At 47.2% G+C, this 18,388-nt stretch carries 20 protein-coding genes; 13 read left to right on the top strand and 7 right to left on the bottom strand.

Features of this window, described 5'->3' with window-relative positions; genetic code table 11:
- Positions 1 to 424 precede the first annotated feature (424 nt).
- The gene (locus H6F88_RS16620) at positions 425 to 1,339 is read right to left on the bottom strand and encodes a ChaN family lipoprotein (RefSeq protein WP_190643862.1); all 915 of its coding nucleotides are present in this window, start codon (positions 1,337 to 1,339) and stop codon (positions 425 to 427) included.
- A gap of 114 nt (positions 1,340 to 1,453) precedes the next feature.
- Here H6F88_RS16620 and H6F88_RS16615 point away from each other — a divergent pair, with 114 nt between their 5' ends.
- From H6F88_RS16615 to H6F88_RS16560, 12 genes are all read left to right on the top strand, one after another.
- Positions 1,454 to 1,663: a hypothetical protein gene (locus H6F88_RS16615; protein ID WP_190643861.1), complete on the top strand. Its 210-nt coding sequence runs from the start codon at positions 1,454 to 1,456 to the stop codon at positions 1,661 to 1,663.
- 618 nt (positions 1,664 to 2,281) lie between these two features.
- Entirely contained in the window at positions 2,282 to 2,665 is a 384-nt protein-coding gene (locus tag H6F88_RS16610) for a hypothetical protein (RefSeq protein WP_190643860.1), read from the top strand.
- Positions 2,666 to 2,697: 32 nt separating this feature from the next.
- A complete protein-coding gene (locus H6F88_RS16605) occupies positions 2,698 to 3,549 on the top strand; it encodes a caspase family protein (RefSeq protein WP_190643859.1) in 852 nt (283 codons plus the stop codon).
- Between the two features lie 30 nt (positions 3,550 to 3,579).
- Positions 3,580 to 4,902, top strand: coding sequence for a tetratricopeptide repeat protein (locus H6F88_RS33420; RefSeq protein WP_347277707.1), 1,323 nt, complete (start codon positions 3,580 to 3,582; stop codon positions 4,900 to 4,902).
- A 711-nt stretch (positions 4,903 to 5,613) separates the two neighbouring features.
- A complete protein-coding gene (locus H6F88_RS16595) occupies positions 5,614 to 6,696 on the top strand; it encodes an ATP-dependent 6-phosphofructokinase (RefSeq protein WP_190643858.1) in 1,083 nt (360 codons plus the stop codon).
- A gap of 508 nt (positions 6,697 to 7,204) precedes the next feature.
- Complete coding sequence (locus tag H6F88_RS16590) at positions 7,205 to 7,435, top strand: hypothetical protein (RefSeq protein WP_190643857.1); 231 nt, start codon at positions 7,205 to 7,207, stop codon at positions 7,433 to 7,435.
- A gap of 339 nt (positions 7,436 to 7,774) precedes the next feature.
- A complete protein-coding gene (locus tag H6F88_RS16585) occupies positions 7,775 to 8,344 on the top strand; it encodes a hypothetical protein (RefSeq protein WP_190643856.1) in 570 nt (189 codons plus the stop codon).
- A 118-nt stretch (positions 8,345 to 8,462) separates the two neighbouring features.
- Entirely contained in the window at positions 8,463 to 9,047 is a 585-nt protein-coding gene (locus H6F88_RS16580; protein WP_190643855.1) for a hypothetical protein, read from the top strand.
- Between the two features lie 39 nt (positions 9,048 to 9,086).
- Positions 9,087 to 9,635: a DUF3267 domain-containing protein gene (locus H6F88_RS16575; protein ID WP_190643854.1), complete on the top strand. Its 549-nt coding sequence runs from the start codon at positions 9,087 to 9,089 to the stop codon at positions 9,633 to 9,635.
- A 339-nt stretch (positions 9,636 to 9,974) separates the two neighbouring features.
- Entirely contained in the window at positions 9,975 to 10,823 is an 849-nt protein-coding gene (locus tag H6F88_RS16570; RefSeq protein ID WP_190643853.1) for an AraC family transcriptional regulator, read from the top strand.
- A 53-nt stretch (positions 10,824 to 10,876) separates the two neighbouring features.
- A complete protein-coding gene (locus H6F88_RS16565; protein ID WP_190643852.1) occupies positions 10,877 to 11,824 on the top strand; it encodes an SDR family oxidoreductase in 948 nt (315 codons plus the stop codon).
- Positions 11,825 to 11,924: 100 nt separating this feature from the next.
- Entirely contained in the window at positions 11,925 to 12,770 is an 846-nt protein-coding gene (locus H6F88_RS16560) for an alpha/beta hydrolase (protein ID WP_199333645.1), read from the top strand.
- Positions 12,771 to 12,823: 53 nt separating this feature from the next.
- Here the strand turns inward: H6F88_RS16560 and glcD are convergent, their stop codons facing one another.
- From glcD to H6F88_RS16550, 3 genes are all read right to left on the bottom strand, one after another.
- Complete coding sequence (gene glcD / locus H6F88_RS16555; RefSeq protein ID WP_190643851.1) at positions 12,824 to 14,293, bottom strand: glycolate oxidase subunit GlcD; 1,470 nt, start codon at positions 14,291 to 14,293, stop codon at positions 12,824 to 12,826.
- Positions 14,294 to 14,375: 82 nt separating this feature from the next.
- Positions 14,376 to 14,498: a hypothetical protein gene (locus H6F88_RS34035; RefSeq protein ID WP_277882187.1), complete on the bottom strand. Its 123-nt coding sequence runs from the start codon at positions 14,496 to 14,498 to the stop codon at positions 14,376 to 14,378.
- 6 nt (positions 14,499 to 14,504) lie between these two features.
- Positions 14,505 to 14,699, bottom strand: coding sequence for a hypothetical protein (locus H6F88_RS16550; protein WP_190643850.1), 195 nt, complete (start codon positions 14,697 to 14,699; stop codon positions 14,505 to 14,507).
- Between the two features lie 366 nt (positions 14,700 to 15,065).
- Here H6F88_RS16550 and H6F88_RS16545 point away from each other — a divergent pair, with 366 nt between their 5' ends.
- A complete protein-coding gene (locus H6F88_RS16545; RefSeq protein WP_190643849.1) occupies positions 15,066 to 15,269 on the top strand; it encodes a DUF2949 domain-containing protein in 204 nt (67 codons plus the stop codon).
- A gap of 14 nt (positions 15,270 to 15,283) precedes the next feature.
- On the opposite strand, the gene H6F88_RS16540 is transcribed toward H6F88_RS16545, so the two are convergent.
- From H6F88_RS16540 to H6F88_RS16530, 3 genes are all read right to left on the bottom strand, one after another.
- A complete protein-coding gene (locus tag H6F88_RS16540) occupies positions 15,284 to 16,261 on the bottom strand; it encodes a threo-3-hydroxy-L-aspartate ammonia-lyase (protein WP_190643848.1) in 978 nt (325 codons plus the stop codon).
- Between the two features lie 32 nt (positions 16,262 to 16,293).
- Positions 16,294 to 16,884 (bottom strand): fasciclin domain-containing protein, encoded by a 591-nt coding sequence (locus H6F88_RS16535; protein ID WP_190643847.1) that lies wholly within the window; start codon positions 16,882 to 16,884, stop codon positions 16,294 to 16,296.
- Positions 16,885 to 17,013: 129 nt separating this feature from the next.
- Entirely contained in the window at positions 17,014 to 17,928 is a 915-nt protein-coding gene (locus H6F88_RS16530) for a hypothetical protein (RefSeq protein WP_190643846.1), read from the bottom strand.
- Between the last annotated feature and the right edge of the window lie 460 nt (positions 17,929 to 18,388).

Below are 18,388 nucleotides of genomic sequence, written 5' to 3'. Positions count from 1 at the left end.
ACCAGTTCCTCTTAACTAATGGTGGCTCAGATGAAATTGGTGGTGTGGTATTGGGTAATCGCAAAAAATACACATTGGGTATGTTACCCCCTCTAATTGCCGCTCAGTGGTACTCCTTTCGAGACGATGCACTAAAGCGCAGTAGTGAGTCTGAAGATGATGACTTGTACTGTATGGTGTCCTTTGGTAAACAAGTGAGTCAAAGCGATCGCCAAAAATTAACAACCTTTCTCACCCGCTGGAAACATCCTTTAGCAGAATGGTTCAATGCCGGATCGATCGCTGCTGCATCCGCCATCGACCAGATCAACAAGTTGAGAAACATTGCTGCTCACGCTGAAAGCTCTCTCTATCAGTGGCAGTTTGAAATCTTGGACGCACTGGTGATCGGCAGCGAAACCAAGAACGGAATTTTTAGAGAGATCTATTCCAAAAACCAGAAGTAGTCGGCGATCGCCACTCCTTCTGCCGAGTCCTCATTCACCAGATCTTCGGGTGGGTGAAGTAGGAGCGATCGCTGGCTAAACTCCGCCCCTGCAAGCCGACGCGCCACCCGATCTGGAATCCCATAGCCGTAAACAATGTGTCCTCGCCCCGCCAACACCACCACCTGATGGTCTGGATTTTCTGCCACAAAGTCGGCAACTCCCTCCGCCATCGTCTCATCCCAAAGCACCTGCGCCAAAAAGAAGTTGTCAAAGCTGCCACCATTGCCGTGCCCATGATGAACGCCTGCAAAAACCTCCTGGAGCATTTGCCGATACTGATCATTGTCCGTCCGAATCTCTGACTCAGGCGGAATCCACTGGCGATCGCTTTCCAACAATCCACCCAAACCTTTGTCTGCCACCCGACGAGTAACTTCGGTAGGCGTATTCAAGGCAATCACAGGCAACCCGTTAGCCTGAGCAAATTCCAGAATTGGCTCATAGTACCCCCAGGAGAACCCCCACCGCTGGTCAAACTCACTCTGCTGCCGCAACTCCTCTGCTGAAATTTCTCCCGCTAGATACTGATCCAGCACCAATTGATAAGGACGCTGAAACATTTCCAGAGCGATCGCCATTCTCGGATTCTGCTCATGCAGCGATTGAATAATCTGCAACTGTGCTTCATGGTCTGCCGCACTATCATGCGTTTCCCCTAGATACACCACGTCTGCCTGAGACAGATCTTGCAAAACCGCCTGCACATCACAAGGCTGTGCCGCCGAAACAATTTCCTCAGATACAAGCTGCGGACTCAAAACCCGCTGAGCATTAGTAGGCACCGCTAGAAACAGCAGCAGTCCCAAAGACCAGACGCAAACAGCAGTTTGTACAGATTGTTCAGTTCTCATGCTCACCATTATGACGAAACTTAGGCAACGGTACTAGATAACCTTCCTCAGATTACCTGTCATTAAGATAAACCCAGTCACACAAACGTTGTGGCTTGAGTAACGAACGTTGTGATGCCTGCAACTTTGATGTTGCTCTATGACAGCAAAGGAAACCATAGACGACTTAAAAGAATGCGCGATCGCACTAAAGGGTTGTCGAAGCAATGGAATGTTTGTGGCGATCGCACTAAAGGTCTGTCTCAGCAAACAAAAGGATTAGCTGCTGACAATAAAGGAGTGCCTCATGACAACAAAGGAGTGTCAGCAAACAGGAAAGGTTGAGCCTGACACAACAAAGCTGTGAAGAGACAACACAGCAAAATCGGTCACAAAATTAAAGGAATCAACATGTGATGACGTTGGAGCAGAAGAATCCAACAGACTATCTGCTCCGATATCCAACGTTAAGCTGCTGTTAGACTGACCTATGGGGAAAGGGGGGCAATCGCACCAAGGGAGGCGAGGCAAATCTACAGAGCCTCGCTGTAAATTCACGGCATTGAGGAAGATAAACAACAACTTTACTGTAGATCAATTGAAATCAATGGATCAATAGCAATGAGTTCGTTGATTCACCTTGATTAGGATGGCTTAACAGCAAAGCTCTATACAAAATTATTAAAACGCTCTACTTCTGTTGGGGTAGGGACTGAAAATTATCTGTGGAGTAAGGCGCAAAGAGGCAGAAATGCTCTATTGAGGCATTGCTTAAAAGTACCCAGAGGAATGTCAGCTTTGATACCAATCTCAAATATTGAAGAAGGCAAGTGAGGCTATAGTTTACTCAGTTCCAACCAAAAATCACCTGCTTCGGGCTTGCTTTTACTGTTAGTTTGCATATCATAAACCTGAATGGTCAAACCAATCTTCCATTAAAGATTGTATTTAACAGAGGTGAATATGAAAAGCGATTCTACCCTTAAACTGACGTTTAATTTTAATGACTCGGATTTAACCTCAGATGAGCGAGATGAGCAAGCTCAACGGCTTATGAAAGAACTCAGAGAGGTAGATGAAGTAGAGTCAGTCAATCGTGTACTTGATCCTAACCCTCCTGAAGGCAACAAAGCATTGGGTGGAATTTTAGTGGGGCTGTTAACAGCAGAAGTGAATGTTGGCAACGCCAAGCAGTTATTTGGATTCTTGAGCGATCGCCTTGGAGGCAAAGCGATCGAATTAGAAGTTGAAGCGAATGGCAAAAAGCTCAAAGTCAAAGCTCAGAGCCGTGAGGAGTTAGAAACGGCTATCAAAGCAGCCCAGGATTTTGTAGCTGCAACAATCTAGTTCTGTGGGTGCATCACACAAAGGAGGCTAAGGTGGCTAAGGTTGCATTGTTGATCGGGGTCAGCGAGTATGGGCAGGGGTTGAATCCGCTTCCTTCAGCAATTAAAGATGTAGAAGCGATGCAGCGAGTGTTACAGAATCCAGAGATTGGTCAGTTTGATCAAGTCAAAACGTTAACGAATCCTGACCCGCAAGCAATTCAGAGAGAAGTGGAGGCTATATTTAGAGACCGCACCAAGAATGACTTGATACTTCTGTTCTTCTCGGGTCATGGCATCAAAGATGACAATGGCAGGCTGTACTTTGCAACCAGCATGACGCACAAAACGCCAGACGGGGAGCTGGCTAAATGGTCCGCAGTTCCTGCCAATTTTGTGCATGACATGATGGCAAACAGCCGTTCTAGGCGGCAGGTTATCCTGCTAGACTGCTGCTTCAGCGGAGCATTTGCAGAAGATATGAGGGCAAAAGATGATGGCTCAGTTGATATCCAAACTCAACTGGGGGGAGAAGGACGGGCAGTTCTGACTTCCTCAAGCTCAACTCAATATTCTTTTGAGCAGCAAGGAGCAGATCTTTCAATTTATACCCGCTTCCTCGTGGAAGGATTGGAGACTGGTGCAGCCGATGTGAATGGCAATGGCGAAATCTCGATTAACGAGTTACACGAGTATGCCTGCCGGAAAGTTCAAGAATCTGCACCTGCGATGAAACCTAAAATCTACGTTGTAGAAGAAGGATTCAGGATTCTTCTAGCGAAAGCGCCTAAAGGTGAACCAAAACTCATCTATCGCAAAGAAGTAGAACGCTCCGCCAGTCGAGGCGAAATCTCATCTGTTGCACGCTACACATTAGGCGTTTTGCAAAGGAAGTTAGGTATTTAACCATCGGAAGCCCAAGACATTGAAGCTCAAGTGCTGAAACCTTACCAGGAGTATAGGCAGAAGTTGCAGCAATATGAAGAAGTATTAGTCAAGGCATTAGAGCACGAGAATCCTTTGAGTGATTACACACACCAAGAGTTGAAGCGATTTCAAGAAGTATTGGGGTTGGAGGATCAGGATGTAGAGACTATTGAAGCCAAGTTACTTTCACCTGGAGCAGGAATCCAAGAAGAAGCTCAATCTCAAGCTGTAAGCTCTCCTGATACATCAAGGACTGTGGTGCCAAATGACCAGCCTCAACTGATTGGGGTGAAGATTAACTTCTTCCAAAGCGTAGCTAATATTCCAAAAGTCTCAACCTCATCACCTCAGTTATCAGAGACTGTAACCTCTAGCGTAGTTAGTTCGCCAAGGAGACCTATTACCTTTGCTGCAATACTAAGAAATCCTAAACTGCTTCTTGGAGGTGGCATTACTGCTTTCCTGCTATTAGCCTTTTTCCTAATTAAAATGCCCCAATCTGGGCAGAACGTGGAACCTGCATCCACTGCTAACCCAACCATATCTTCTGCTACTTCGGTAAGCGCTCAGGGTTTTGATGCTAGAGGAAATGAGAAGTACGATAATGGAGACTATCAGGGTGCAATAGAGGATTACAACCAAGCCATTCAACTTGATCCCAGCTATGCTGAGGCCTACTATGATCGTGCGTGGGCTAAGAAGGACTTAGGAGACAATCAAGGGGCAATCGCCGACTATACCAAAGCGATTGAACTCAAGCCTGACTATGTCGAGGCCTATTATGGTCGCGGGATTGCTAGATATAACTTAGGAGACAATCAAGGGGCGATCGCCGACTATACTAAAGCGATTGAACTTAACCCCAACTATGCGAACGCTTACTACAGTCGTGGGAATGTCAAGTCTAGCTTAGGAGACAATCAAGGGGCAATCGCCGACTATACTAAAGCGATTGAACTTAACCCCAACTATGCGAACGCTTACTACAGTCGTGGGAATGTCAAGTCTAGCTTAGGAGACAATCAAGGGGCGATCGCCGACTATACTAAAGCGATTGAACTTAACCCCAACTATGCCGATGCCTATCAGGGTCGCGGGATTGTTAGATATAACTTAGGAGCCAATCAAGAGGCAATCGCCGACTATACCAAAGTGATTGAACTCAGCCCTGACTATGCGAACGCTTACTATAATCGCGGGAATGCCAAGGCTGCCTCAGGAGATAATCCAGGAGCGATCGCTGATTACCAAAAAGCGGCAGAGATATATCAAGAAGAAGGAAGTACTGAAGACTACCAAGATGCACTGAATCAAATCGAGAAGCTCCAGTAACCGTCAGTGCAACTGCTTGCTAGGTTAAGTTGACGAAGGAAACCCAACAATTCCTTGGTGCGATCGCCATCCTGTAGGGTGCGTCATGACTCATCTTTAAGTTATGTGAAACCATAACCAGAATAATTGTCGAATATTCAAACACTATGAGTTAGTACGTTTGCTGGTAGCAACTCACTTTACATGGGCAGGAACAATCGCATTAGATGGATTACCTCATTACACCAAAGGATTGTCAACGACAGAGAAGGTTGAGCTTGACACAACAAAGATGTAAAGAGACAAAACAACAAAATCGATCGCAAAATTAAAGAAATCAGCATGTGATGACGTTGGAGCAGAAGAATCCAACAGACTATCTGCTGCGATATCAACATTAAGCTGCTGCTGAAATAACCTGATGGGGAGAAGGGGCGATCGCTGCTAAAACTGGAGACAGAAGTATTTCGTACGCTTTCAACGCGGCGGCTATTGCTTTGAACTCGCTGCTTGAAAATCTTTCGATTTTCGGAAGATGGCTTTGCTTTACGTTACCGATAGAAATGAAGCTGCAATAAAACGACACAGAAATTGGTGATTGGGTCGCTGAGTTTGAAGAATCTGGACGCTGCGATCGTTCCATCCCCCTACGACAGATAATGTGGGTGAAAATTCAAGCAAAACGACGTGAGCGATTAACCGCTAGCGATCGTCAGGAACCTGGGAGGGGATGTGGGCGGACAAAAGCGAATTGGTATTTTAACCAGCGGTGGCGACTGTGCTGGATTAAATGCAGTCATTCGAGCAGTGGTGCATCGAGCAATTTCGGCATACGACTGGGAGGTGGTGGGTATTTGCAAAGCCACACAGGGATTGATGCAGCGCCCGCTAGATGTGGTGATGCTAGACATTCCCCAGGTGGATTCGCTGCTGATGGTAGGAGGGACGGTGCTGGGCACTACCAATAAGGGCGACCCGTTTGCTTTTCCCACGTCAGAGGGAACGGTGTGCGATCGATCCGCCGAAATTGTCGAGGGCTATCACGAACTGAGACTGGATGCCATGATTGGCATTGGTGGAGACGGCAGCATGGCGATTTTGCGGCGATTGGCGCAACAGGGCGGCTGGAATTTGGTTGGTATTCCCAAAACTATTGACAATGACCTGGGAATCACAGAGCGCTCGATTGGCTTTGATACAGCGGTGAATATTGCCACAGAAGCGCTCGATCGGCTGCACTTTACTGCAACCAGCCACTCGCGAGTGATGATTCTGGAGGTGATGGGGCGCGATGCTGGACATATTGCAATGAGTGCTGGAATCGCAGGCGGCGCGGATGTGATTCTCATCCCAGAGATTCCCTACAGTATCGAAAGAATTTGCGAAAAGATCCGACAGCGGCAGGTGCGGGGACAAAACTTTTGCCTGATCGTCGTGGCAGAGTCGGTGAAAACAGAGACAGGTGAGCCGGTAACTAAACTAGAGTGCCTGGGGCAAAAGCGATATGGTGGCATTGGGCAATACCTTGCCGATCGCATTTCGGCGGGCAGCAATGCCGAAACCCGCGTAACGGTGCTGGGACATGTACAGCGGGGCGGGGTGCCGTCGCCACTCGATCGTCTGATTGCTGCTGCCTTTGGCGTGGCCGCAGTGGATTTGATCGCCGAGGGCAAATTCGATCACATCGTCACCTGGCAAAATCGTCAGGTAGTCAGCGTGCCCATTCTGGAAGCCATCAGCCAATACGGCACAGTTGATCCCGACGGCACACTGGCGAAGACGGCACGAGGACTAGGAATCTGCCTGGGATCGTGAGAAAAAAGTGTTGGAGTAACGGACTGGCAGGTCTTGGTTTCGGGGTTTCTTCTTCGGCTGAACCGTTATTACTTCTGCTGGTTGATATCGCCTCAATGGAAACGACGGGAACCAGACAAAAGCGTCATGATTGACCGCTTGCTGTTGGAGAAAACTTCTCTGGCAGGCATTGCTCGTGTGCTTCCGTTATCACAATCGGGGTTGCAACACTGCGATCGCCATCTCGTATGATGCATCATGACGCACCTTTAATGATGTGCAGCCATAACTAGAATAATTGTCGAACATTCAAACACTATGAGTTGGTGCATTGACTGTCAGCAATACACTCGCATAAGGGAGGAGCGATCGCATTAGATAACCTTCCTAACCTACTTGCCATAAAGATAAACCCAGTCACATGAATGTTGTGATTCCTGTAACTTTGATGTTGCTCTATGACAGAAAAGGGAACATAGACCACATTAAAGATTGTGCGATCATACTGAAGGTTTGTCGAAGCAAAACAATGTTTGCAGCGATCGCACTAAGGGTTTGCGTCAGCAAACAAAAGGACTCACTCGTCAAAGCAAAGGTGCGAATAAACAACACGACGGAATCAACCGCAAAATTAAAGGATCAGCATGTGATTACTTTGAAACAGAAAAAACCAACAGACCATCTACTGCAATATCAACTGTTAGGCTACTGTCGGACTAACCTGATAGGGAGAAGGGGCGATCGCACTAAGAAGATTTAGACAAATCTACAAAACCTCGCTGTAGATTCACTCGGATTGAGGGAGATAGACAGCAGCCTTACTGTAGATCCAAAGATCCAATTAAAGTCGATTAGAGCTACAGCAATGAATTCGTTGGTCATGAATTCGTTGAGCCAACTGAACTTGAGTGGATCAGTAGCAAAGCTCTGTACAATAAATTGCTAGACCCCAAGTTGTCAACAGGGACGATGTGTTCAGAGTATCTGTTGGTGTCAGACTCTAAATTTTTGTTTTATTGCGATGAAACGGCGATTCAAGGTTGTCTGTTAAAATTCAGCATCAACTTAGACAATGTTCATTTCGTAAAGTCCAAGTGTCATGAACACGACATTGCTATTCATCGAACTGCTGATTACGGGTCTACAGGGTAGCACCTGGGTCTTTTTGCTAGTTCTAAGTATTTCAGGATATGGTTGGTTACAGACTCAACAGCTACAAGACCTTGGTGATTGGTCTGCTTTGCTCACAGTGTTCGTACTTTCCTTTGCTTATGCAATTGGCATAATTATTGATAGACTTGCAGACACTATTTTTAATAAGTGGAATAAACAAATTGGTAAGCAGATACTTCCAGATATAGCTCGTCCTTCTATCAGAAGATTTGCATTGGGTAAGGAAAATGAGTATTTAAACAATCAATTTGAGTACACACGCTCAAGAATAAGAATTGTCAGAGCTTCATCCCTCAATTTTGCTCTCACCGCTATATTCGCGACGGTATTCATCTGGATACAACTTCAATTTCTCAGCATTGGGCAGAAATTGATATATACACTAATTATTTTAGTAGGGGGAGGCTTACTTTCAGGTTTCTCTATATATGCTTGGCTTAAACTAACCCAAACTTACTACCGCTTGATACAGTCAAACTACAAAGAGTTAAGCTGAGGTTTATGCTCTGAGCAGAGGGCTAACATCCTGTTGCACGCCGACTATATCAAGGTTATGGTTGTGCCAAAAAGTTACTAGCAGCGGGTGAACGGGAACATTAAGCGGCTTTCCATTTATGAACGACCATACTCGCAAGTTAAATGGCAGGTTACGCGCTCTCAAGGTGCAGCCTCCTCCTGAACCTTGGGAGCGTGTATCCACTCATGCCGTTAATGGACTCACAGAGGTTGGGTACGCTGAAGGCTCGGACTGGCTGCTTGTGGTTTCTTCTCAAGGTAGAGGTCTGTTCGACTGCCTGAGCGGTGAGCGAACGGATAGGGATTACGCCGAGCCTGCCAGCGACGTTGATTGGTATGATGATGTCCGCTTGGTAGCCTACGGCATCGGCGCTATCGAGAGGCAACTCGTGCGTTTGTCCGGGCTACATGGCGGCGGGCTACCGCGCTGCACGTCCGACAGATGGAGCTTAGAGTTGGTCGCACCGGATTGGCCGATTACCGGCGTTGTCCTTTCGCCTCCGCATCAATCGGTGTACATTGAGTCTCATTCAGCGGGGTGCGTTAAGGTGGCGGAGGACTACGAGATTCGGGCGTACGGGTTTTCTGACACGGGGCGTAGTTTCGCCGTGGCTATGAATCACACCCTAGAAATCTACGCCCGACCAGACGTTAGCCAGCTTAAGTTTCGAATTGAGACGTAATTGCAAAGTTACTTGTCGACATTTAGCAACAAGAAAAATATGAAAAAAGATATGTCAGTTTCAATGAGCCAGGGTAACCGTTATGTCCTAATTTCTGCTTTGCCGTTTGTAGTAGTGCTGTTTGCAATCTATATTTATAGGTGGGGATGGCAGCATTTTCTCATTGGAATTAGTGACCTCTCTAGGCATCCTATTCTTTGCCTTATGAGTTATTTTGCAGGGCTTATCGTACATGAATTGATACACGGATTGACTTGGAGGTTTTTGGGAAATAAGCCTTCAAGTGTAATCAAATATGGTGTCAACTGGAAAGCACTCATGCTATACGCTCATTGTAAAGAGCCGATGGACGTAGGAGCTTATAAGCTAGGAGTAGCTATGCCGGGAGTACTCTTAGGTCTATTACCTGCATTTTTGGGAATATTGACAAGTAATAGTTTGTTCCTGACCTTTGGCTTATTTTTTACGCTGGTAGCGGGTGGAGATATTTTAATATTATGGCTATTAAGAAAAGTAGAAGCTGGGATGCTTGTTGAGGACCATCCAACGCGAATTGGCTGTTATGTTATCAATCCAAATGACCAATAGTAGTTCATATAAGCTAACAAATCGCTAAACCGGAACAGTGCGATCGCTATCTTGTAGGGTGCGTCATGACGCACCTTTAATTATGTGTAGTCATAACCAGGATAATTGTTGAATATTCAAACATGATGAACTAGTGCGTTTGCTTATCCGCAATGCACCCTACCCTAATTTGAATCTCGATTGTTTACCCAACCACCTAAACAGGCGTGTTATACAGGAAGCCCCTGCCTAATAGTAAGTAGCTTGCTGAATTGGCTATGGGACAATCACAGCAAGCTCAGTTGTCAGCATTCAAAGACAGAGTCCTTCCAGGATATGTAGGAGCGATCGCATAATTCAATGCAACATACGATTAAAGGGTGGTTGTTTGAAGATATTCTTCTAGAGTTTTATCGCTATGCTCCGTGTCCTCCAGAGTGGTTGCCGGAACACTGTCACGACGAATACCAGTTTTGCTTGAGTCTTGACTGTCCTGGCGAGTATTACTATCGAGGCACTCACTATTGGGTGCCTACCAATAGTCTTAGCGTGATCCATCCAGGAGAAATGCACACAGGGCGTGACATCGAAGATCGTCAGACTGCTGCTACATTTCGAATGTTGTACATCAGCTCTAATGCTGCCACGTCGATCGCTTCAGACGTGGTAGAAAAGGAAATAAACACCCCCTTTTTCGCAGAGCCCATTATTCTGAATGTCGAGCTTGCACAGCACTATTTAGAGTTTCATAAAGCGACACAAGGGCTGACTTCAAGATTAGAACAGGATTCGTTGCTGCAATCGTTGATAGCGCAATTAGTTGTCAATCATACTAATGCTGCAGTGGAGTTAAGACCGACCGGCAGCGAACGGAAAGCTACCCAGCGAGTGCGCGAATATCTACAAAACCAGTATGGGGAAAATGTCACCCTCAATCGTTTAGCAGAAATTGCAGGTTTAAGTTCGTATTACCTCAGTCGCGTGTTTAAGGCTGAGGTTGGTATCTCTCTAAAACAATATCAGTCTCAAATTCGGATCAACCGTGCCAAGATTCTGATTTCCCAAGGAATTTCACTTCAGCAAGTTGCGACCGATACAGGGTTTGTCGATCAGAGCCACCTGACCCACCACTTTAAGCGTTTCGTTCAAACCACACCAGGGCAATATCGTTTACAAGATCGCAAAAATCTACAAGACAGGTCTGATTAGATTGAGTATCCTGCGAAAGGGAAAGTTTAGAAAAGCTTGGATATCTTGTAAAAATGGCAAACCAGTTTGTGAATTCTGATATTAATGCAGGCGATCGCCACCCAAAATCCACAGAAGGACTGACTCGCCGACAGATAGTAATCGGTGGTGCTGCCATTGCTGGGCTGACAACAGCAGTGGTGAGCGGAAAAGCTCAGGCAAACACACAAACCCCACCTGAACCTGCATCAGCTACCAACCCTAACGGTAGGTTTGCAGGCAAGGTTGTGTTAATTACGGGAGCTACATCAGGAATCGGTGAAGGAACTGCCTATGCCTTTGCTAAAGAAGGTGCCAAAGTCTTCTTTTGTGGTCGGCGTGAGAATCTAGGAACCCAGGTTGAAACCCGCATCAGGGAGTTTGGCGGTGAGGCAACCTACATGCGGGCTGACGTGAGACGTGAGGAAGAAGTTAAAGCCTTTGTTGATAGCTGTGTCCAAACCTACGACCGTTTGGATATTGCATTTAATAACGCAGGCATTGTGAATCCAGAACTCGTTAGGTTGCATGAACAGTCAACCGCAGATTTCTTAGATACGCTGAATACAAATGCGGTTGGGGTATTCTACTCACTCAAATACGAAATTCCTTACATGCTGGAGCAGGGCGGCGGATGTATTATTAACACCGCTTCAGTTTCAGGTCACAAAGGGTTCACAGAAATTGGTCCTTACAGCGTGAGCAAACATGCTTTGCTGGGACTCACAAAAGTAGCAGCCTTAGAATATGCCAGAGACAACATTCGGATCACCTCCATTTCTCCTGGAGGCGTAGATACACCAATGTTGCGCTTTGCAAGAGAACAGCGTGGTATCTCGTTTGAAGAAGGATCAAGAGCAATTCCAATTGGACGCACTAATACGGTAGAAGAAATGTCCCGGGCAGTAATGTTTTTAGCATCTGATGACGCAACTGCATTTCACGGCTCACTGGTTGATGTGACGGGTGGATTCTTAGATTAGTGCGATCGCCTTCCTGCAAGAATATTGCTATCAGCAGTAACGCTTATATTTCTTTAGAGAGTCTCCATAAGTATTAACAGTTGTTACGATTTTGAAGTCGGTGAGTAACGAGCAGCACATGTTCAACCAGGCTTCAACGTCACAATCTCTACTGAGCAATCATCACGTTGATTTGAATGATTGCAGAATTTCCTATACACAAGGTGGGTTAAAGTCGAATTCAACACCCATCGTGTTTTTGCACGGTTGGGGAATCTCCGCTGAGCCTTATCACGAAATTCTACAACTGCTGGCGCAGCAACACGCCGTGATAGCTCCTGACCTGCCTAGTTTTGCCCGCTCATCCTATTCAAAGCTTATTCCAGATTATGACAGCTACGCTCAATTGCTGCTTTCGTTTCTTGACGCCCTAAATCTTCAACAAGTGCATTTAGTAGGACACTCACTTGGAGGAGGAATTTCAATTACTTTATCTACTCTTATTCCCAATCGAGTAAAAAGTTTGGTTCTTGTGGATAGCACAGGTGTTCCCTCTGTATCTATCCTAGAAATCATACCGCGTAGAGCTTTTGAAATGACCGCTCAGTTCCTTCTGCCAAAGCTGGAATTGAAACTGTTTGACATTCCTCAAGTCTTTTCACACAATCTTTTGTTCAATACAGGCAACGTAATTCAAGCATTACTCCTTTCATTACACGGAGATCTCAAACATCTGTTGCCGAAAGTTCAAGCGCCTTGTCTGTTGTTGTGGTCGGAGAAAGACTTAACTACACCACTTGATGTAGCCCGAGAGATGGCTGCAACGATTCCAGATGCCAGCCTCACTGTTGTAGAAGAAGGTTTTCATGAATGGGGACTCTGGTATCCTGAAAAATTTACATCGATTGTGCTTGATTTTATTCATCAGGTTGAGCATAAAGAGGCGATCGCAACTAGCCCTATGTGAAAATTCTCAGCCAACATAGATTGTGTGACAGCAGTGTAGGAGAGACCCCTTAACTAGAATCTTTCTACATCTGGAAACTGCCCTTGCGCCTGTGCCCTTGCCGCTTCGCCACAGGTGCGAGGAGTGGGGAAGATTTTCTCAGGGTTTGCCAGACCTTGCGGGTTAAACACTTGGCGCACCCACTGCATCGTTTCTAAATCTGTTTTACTAAACATATTCGGCATATAGCAGCGCTTGTCGGCTCCGATGCCGTGTTCTCCAGAAATGCTGCCGCCGACTTCTACACAAAGTTTGAGAATGTCACCACCCAGTTCTTCCACCGTTTCTAGTTGACCGGGAATCGAGTTGTTGTAGAGAATCAGTGGATGCAAATTACCATCGCCTGCGTGAAACACGTTTGCCACTTTGTAACCATGTTTCTCACTCAACTCTTCAATTTGCTTTAGCACATACTGTAATTTGGTACGCGGAATGACACCATCCTGAACGTAATAATCAGGGCTGATTTTACCCATCGCAGCGAAAGCGGCTTTGCGCCCTTTCCAGATCGTTAAGCGTTCTGCTGGGTCAGTGGCAGTACGAATGCTGCGGGCTCCGTTGTGGCGGCAGATGGCTTCGACGCGTTCACTGTTTGCGGCAACTTCTACCTCTAACCCATCGATTTCGATTAGCAGAATTGCTTCGGCATCGCGGGGATAGCAGTTTGTGGCGACGACATCTTCTACCGCATTAATGCTGAAGTTGTCCATCATCTCCATGCCAGCGGGAATGATTCCAGCGCTGATGATGTCCGAAACGGCTTGTCCGGCAGCTTCAACACTGGTGAAGTCTGCTAGCAAGACGTGAATGGCTTCGGGTGCTTTGAGAATTCTCAGGGTAATTTCGGTGGCGATGCCTAGTGTGCCTTCGGAGCCAACGAATAGTCCTGTCAGGTCATACCCCGGCATTTCAGGAATTTTGCTGCCCGTATCGATGATGGAGCCGTCAGGCAGGACAACTTTGAGTCCCAGTACATGGTTGGTCGTAACGCCATATTTGAGGCAGTGAACGCCACCAGAATTTTCGGCAACGTTGCCGCCGATTGAGCAAACGATCTGGCTAGAAGGGTCAGGCGCATAGTAAAAGCCGGAGCCGCTAACTGCCTGGGTGACCCAGTTGTTGATCACACCGGGTTGAACGACGACGCGCTGGTTTTCCAGGTCGATGTCGAGAATTTGGCGCATCAGGGCGGTGACGATGAGGACGCAGTTTTCGATGGGCAGAGCGCCGCCCGATAGCCCTGTGCCAGCACCTCGCGCAATGAAGGGAACGTTGTACTGATTGCAGATTTTTACGGCAGCGGCGACTTGCTCGGTAGTGCGAGGCAGGACGACCACGGCAGGGCGCTGGCGATAGCTGGTTAGCCCGTCACATTCGTAGACCAGCAGTTCTTCGCGCTTCTGAATGACACCGCTTTTACCGATCGCCTGCTCAAAGGCTTTAATGATCGGTCGCCAATCTTGAGACGTGACTTGAGTAACCATGACCTACACCTCTAGAGGATCTGACAGCTTTTCAGGTCCCTATTCAGATTGTAGGCTTACATTTGCGCCTAATTCATATCGTTTAACGCGATCGCCCCATCGCAGCGATACCAATTCCAGCCCAAATGCCGCCTAACAGCATCCAGGTGCCGTCAAACCCGACATTGATTCGATGAGTGTTTGCTCGATGCGCTGCGACAAACAATTCTTCCTAAGTAGCTGATTGACGAACCAGCCGGTCGAACTGCTGGTTTGCTTCCGTCAAAGCTATAAAATCGTTAACGCCCCACCAAGCCCCCAGACCAAAGCTGGCAACTCCAGGAACGACCAGAAGCAGAAGCAACAGCAAGTTTCGGACATTCACGCGATCGCTCTCCATTGAAAAAGCCCCCGGACGTCTTGCCATGTTTCGACTCCAGGGGCTTCGTCATTCAGTTCACTCCTCACAGTTACTAATATAGAACCCTGCTACGGGGAGAATGGCGATCGCGTGACACTTTGTTCAAGTGTCCCTTAAGCGATGACACTTGAAAGACACACACTGTCGCCGCAAAGCCATATTGCAGTAGGAGAAACAGCAGATTTGCCTCAGAGCTGTCACATTGTTTTCACACCTGCGGACTAAGCTCTGGGAATGGTTGAGGGGCAAAAAGGTTTAGAAATTCTGCTCAATCACCCGATCAGATGAGACGGAGGAGGGAGGTGCGATTGCCCTTACCCCATTTAATCTGATAACATCCTGCACTCCGACTCAGGGAGTCGAGCTAAAGCGATGAAACCGACGTTGCGAAACCGATTGATTCAGTTCCTCCAGGAAGAGTTGGCAATTCCTGCGAATGGAATTGCGATCGCGCTGCGCCACGACGAGGAAATCCCTAACCTGTTGCCAATGGTGCTGTGGCAATATGGGCTAGTGACGCTAGAACAGCTCGACAAAATTTTTGATTGGCTAGAGACAGCGTCGACGACGGTGTAGGGAGTCAGGGGCACTCATCCTTTTGAAAGCCGCTGCAATTCGCTAATCTGCTGAAGATCGACATTGCCACCGCTGATAATTACGCCAATGCGAGAATCTTTTGCTTTGACAATGCCTTCTAACAGAGCAGTGGCGGCTAAGGCTCCGGTGGGTTCGATGACGATTTTGAGCCGTTCCCAAAGGAAAAACATAGTTCGTAGGAGCGCTTCGTCAGGCACAGAAACGATATCGTGAACGTAGCGCATCACTAGCGGAAAGGTAATTTTGCCGAGGGAAGGAGTTCTTGCTCCGTCCGCGATCGTGGCGGGGTTGTGAACAGTTTGCAAGGTTTTGCTGTGAAAGGAACGGACGGCATCGTCGCCCAAGGCTGGTTCAACCCCAATCACTCGACAGTTAGGGGAGAGGGTATGAGCAGCGATCGCCGATCCCGACAGCAAGCCACCTCCCCCACAGCAGACCAGTAGCAGATCCAGATCGCCAACGGTTTCAAGCAATTCTTTGGTGGCAGTGCCCTGCCCAGCAACAACATGGGGATGGTCAAAGGGAGGAATAATGGTGAGTTGGCGATCGCCTGCTATTTGCTGAGACAGCACCTCTCGTGTTGTTTCATTTCGGTCGTAGAGAATTACTTCTGCACCATAGCCACGAGTAGCAGCTTGCTTCACGGCAGGAGCATCCTGAGGCATCACGATAGTTGTGGGAATTCCCAGAAGTTTGCCAGAGAGGGCGATCGCTTGAGCATGGTTGCCAGATGAGTAGGCTAGAACCCCTCGCTGCTGTTGCTCTGCGGGAAGCTGCGACAGAGCCGTGTAGGCTCCCCGAAACTTAAAAGAACCCGTCCGCTGGAAGTTTTCGCACTTAAAGAAAACTTGATTTCCGGTAAGTTGGTTAACTGTTCTAGAAGTTAGCACGGGAGTTTTATTGGCTGTGCCCTGCAAACAACTGGAAGCCTTTTCGATATTGGCGTAAGAAACTTCACTGATATCTGGCATTTCAATCACGATCCTCAAAATGAGTGGTCGGCTTATCGAATTTGTGACAACACACTTTCAGGAATTAATACCTGATCGATGACGTGGATGACTCCGTTAGAGGCTTCAATATCTGCCTCAATGACATCAACGCCGTTCACTGAAAGGCTGCGTCCTCTTCTGCTCACGGTGATTTCGCTGCGTTCCAATGTTCTAAGTGACTGTGAGCCAGAGAAGTCATCTACAGAATAAGGCTCTCTTTCTGCTACAACGTGATAAGCCAAAACCTGTGCCAACAGTTCGCGATCGCCTGCCAATGCTTGCAAAACGTCATCAGGAATTGCCTCAAAGGCAGCATCGGTGGGCGCAAACACAGTGAATCGTCCGTAGCCTCTTAAATCTTCTGCCATGCCCAGTTCTGTCAGCAATCCTATTAAGGTGCTAAACGAACCGCTAGCTGTAGCTACATCAACAATGTCATTGCTAGACTGAGCTACTTGTATTTCAGACTGAAGTGTAATCTCAGAATAGTGATCGGGTTGGGGAGAGTGGGCGATCGCTGGGGTCACCAGCGCTACACTTATTCCGGCAAACCCAACTAGACCGATCGCACCCATACAAAACCTGCGATTGTTGGCTTTCATCACATTCCCTCTGTTGAAGTTGCAAAACCTGCCTCATTCAATCAGATATTTCTGTCGCTAGACCTCCTCCAATTGGGGCTATAGCAATCTGTTGAAATAAAAAATCAGCCGTATTCATAACCGAATAAGCTACTTTTTCTTTTTACCTTTTTTGTTAGATTTTGCCTGCCCAAATCCCTGAACTGGTTTAGCGCTTAGTTTTGGCACTTCTAAAAATCCCTCACCGAATTTAGCAGGTGCTTCCGATGGAACTCCCCAATTTACAGAGGCTCTCGATGGAACTGCGTCCTCATAAGAGTCGTATTCAGGATTCCGAATTAAGGCAGCCGCGTGCATGTTTTTGACAAATTGAGGACGAAACTCCTCCTCTGAGAAGTCTGCTTCTAACTTCAGTCCCAGATCGACCTGCACAGTCGCCCAGGTGCCTGCTACCATGTCGTCAACTTTCTTGTTTGCATAGACCTGCTCCATTAAAGGAGCCGCTTCTACTGCCTTTAACTCAACCAATGCCGACACTAACATTCCATTCAAGTGGGGACCGTTATCAGCATACTGTTCGAGTTGTTTAACCAACACATCAATACAGTTCTCCCGGCATTCGGGGTAATGTTCCGCAATATGCCCGATTCCTTCAGCGATAGCAAACCGAGTCCACTCCTGATATGCATCATCGGCTAAAGATTCTGCCAACTTGGGTAATGCTGCTTCACCTATGAGTTCAAATACTTTGGGTGCATCAATGTGTAACCAATCGTCATCCTCATATTTCTCCAATAAGGATAGAAAAGGGGCAATCGCCTCTACTGCCTTAAGCTGCGCCAATGCCCGCCAAGCATGAGCAACACCCCAAGACTCGAAACCCTCAAAGTCGCTCTCCCAAAGTTCATCATCTGTCATCATCCGAATCAGTTCGGCAATGTGGGTTTCAGTTAATCCGAGGTCTGTCACATAATCTGCCCAGGGCTGATTGGCTGGTTTGAGTTCCCCATAGCTAAGCAAATTGGCAACAGGGGATTGGTAAACGCTGGCGGTTTTCTCTGGCATAGCGGTAACGATAACTCTCCTGACTTCAGCCTATAACAACATACAAAGCTAAGGCTGAGCAATTGATGATGGAATGGGATCAGGAGGTGCAACCTGAAGCAGCGATCGCATTCTCCGAAAGCCAATCCCAGAAGTCAAAACCAGCCCTACAGATACAGCAGCCATGCTGCTATAGATTTTTGAGCTATTGCGATCGCCCCTGGTCCACAAAACACCTCTACAAAAATGGTTATTTTACTGCCTCTGCCATATTGTGCTCGTCACTACTTTCGAGCGTAGTGCAGTCTCACTCTTTGGCGGGATAACTGCCTGAAACTACAGACAGACCGCAACTATAAAACGCCTGACTAGGATGAGAAGCATAACAAGCTATGAAAGAGGTCATTGGTCATTGGTTGCGGGTCAATGGCTATTGGTTATGAGTTAACGACCGATAGTTCTTGATGTGACAGATGACTTG

This window comes from Oculatella sp. FACHB-28 (assembly GCF_014696015.1).
Taxonomy (GTDB): Bacteria; Cyanobacteriota; Cyanobacteriia; order Elainellales; family Elainellaceae; genus JAAUTN01.
Note: the sequence above shows the minus strand (reverse complement) of the source record. Positions and strands in the feature narration are given on the sequence as shown.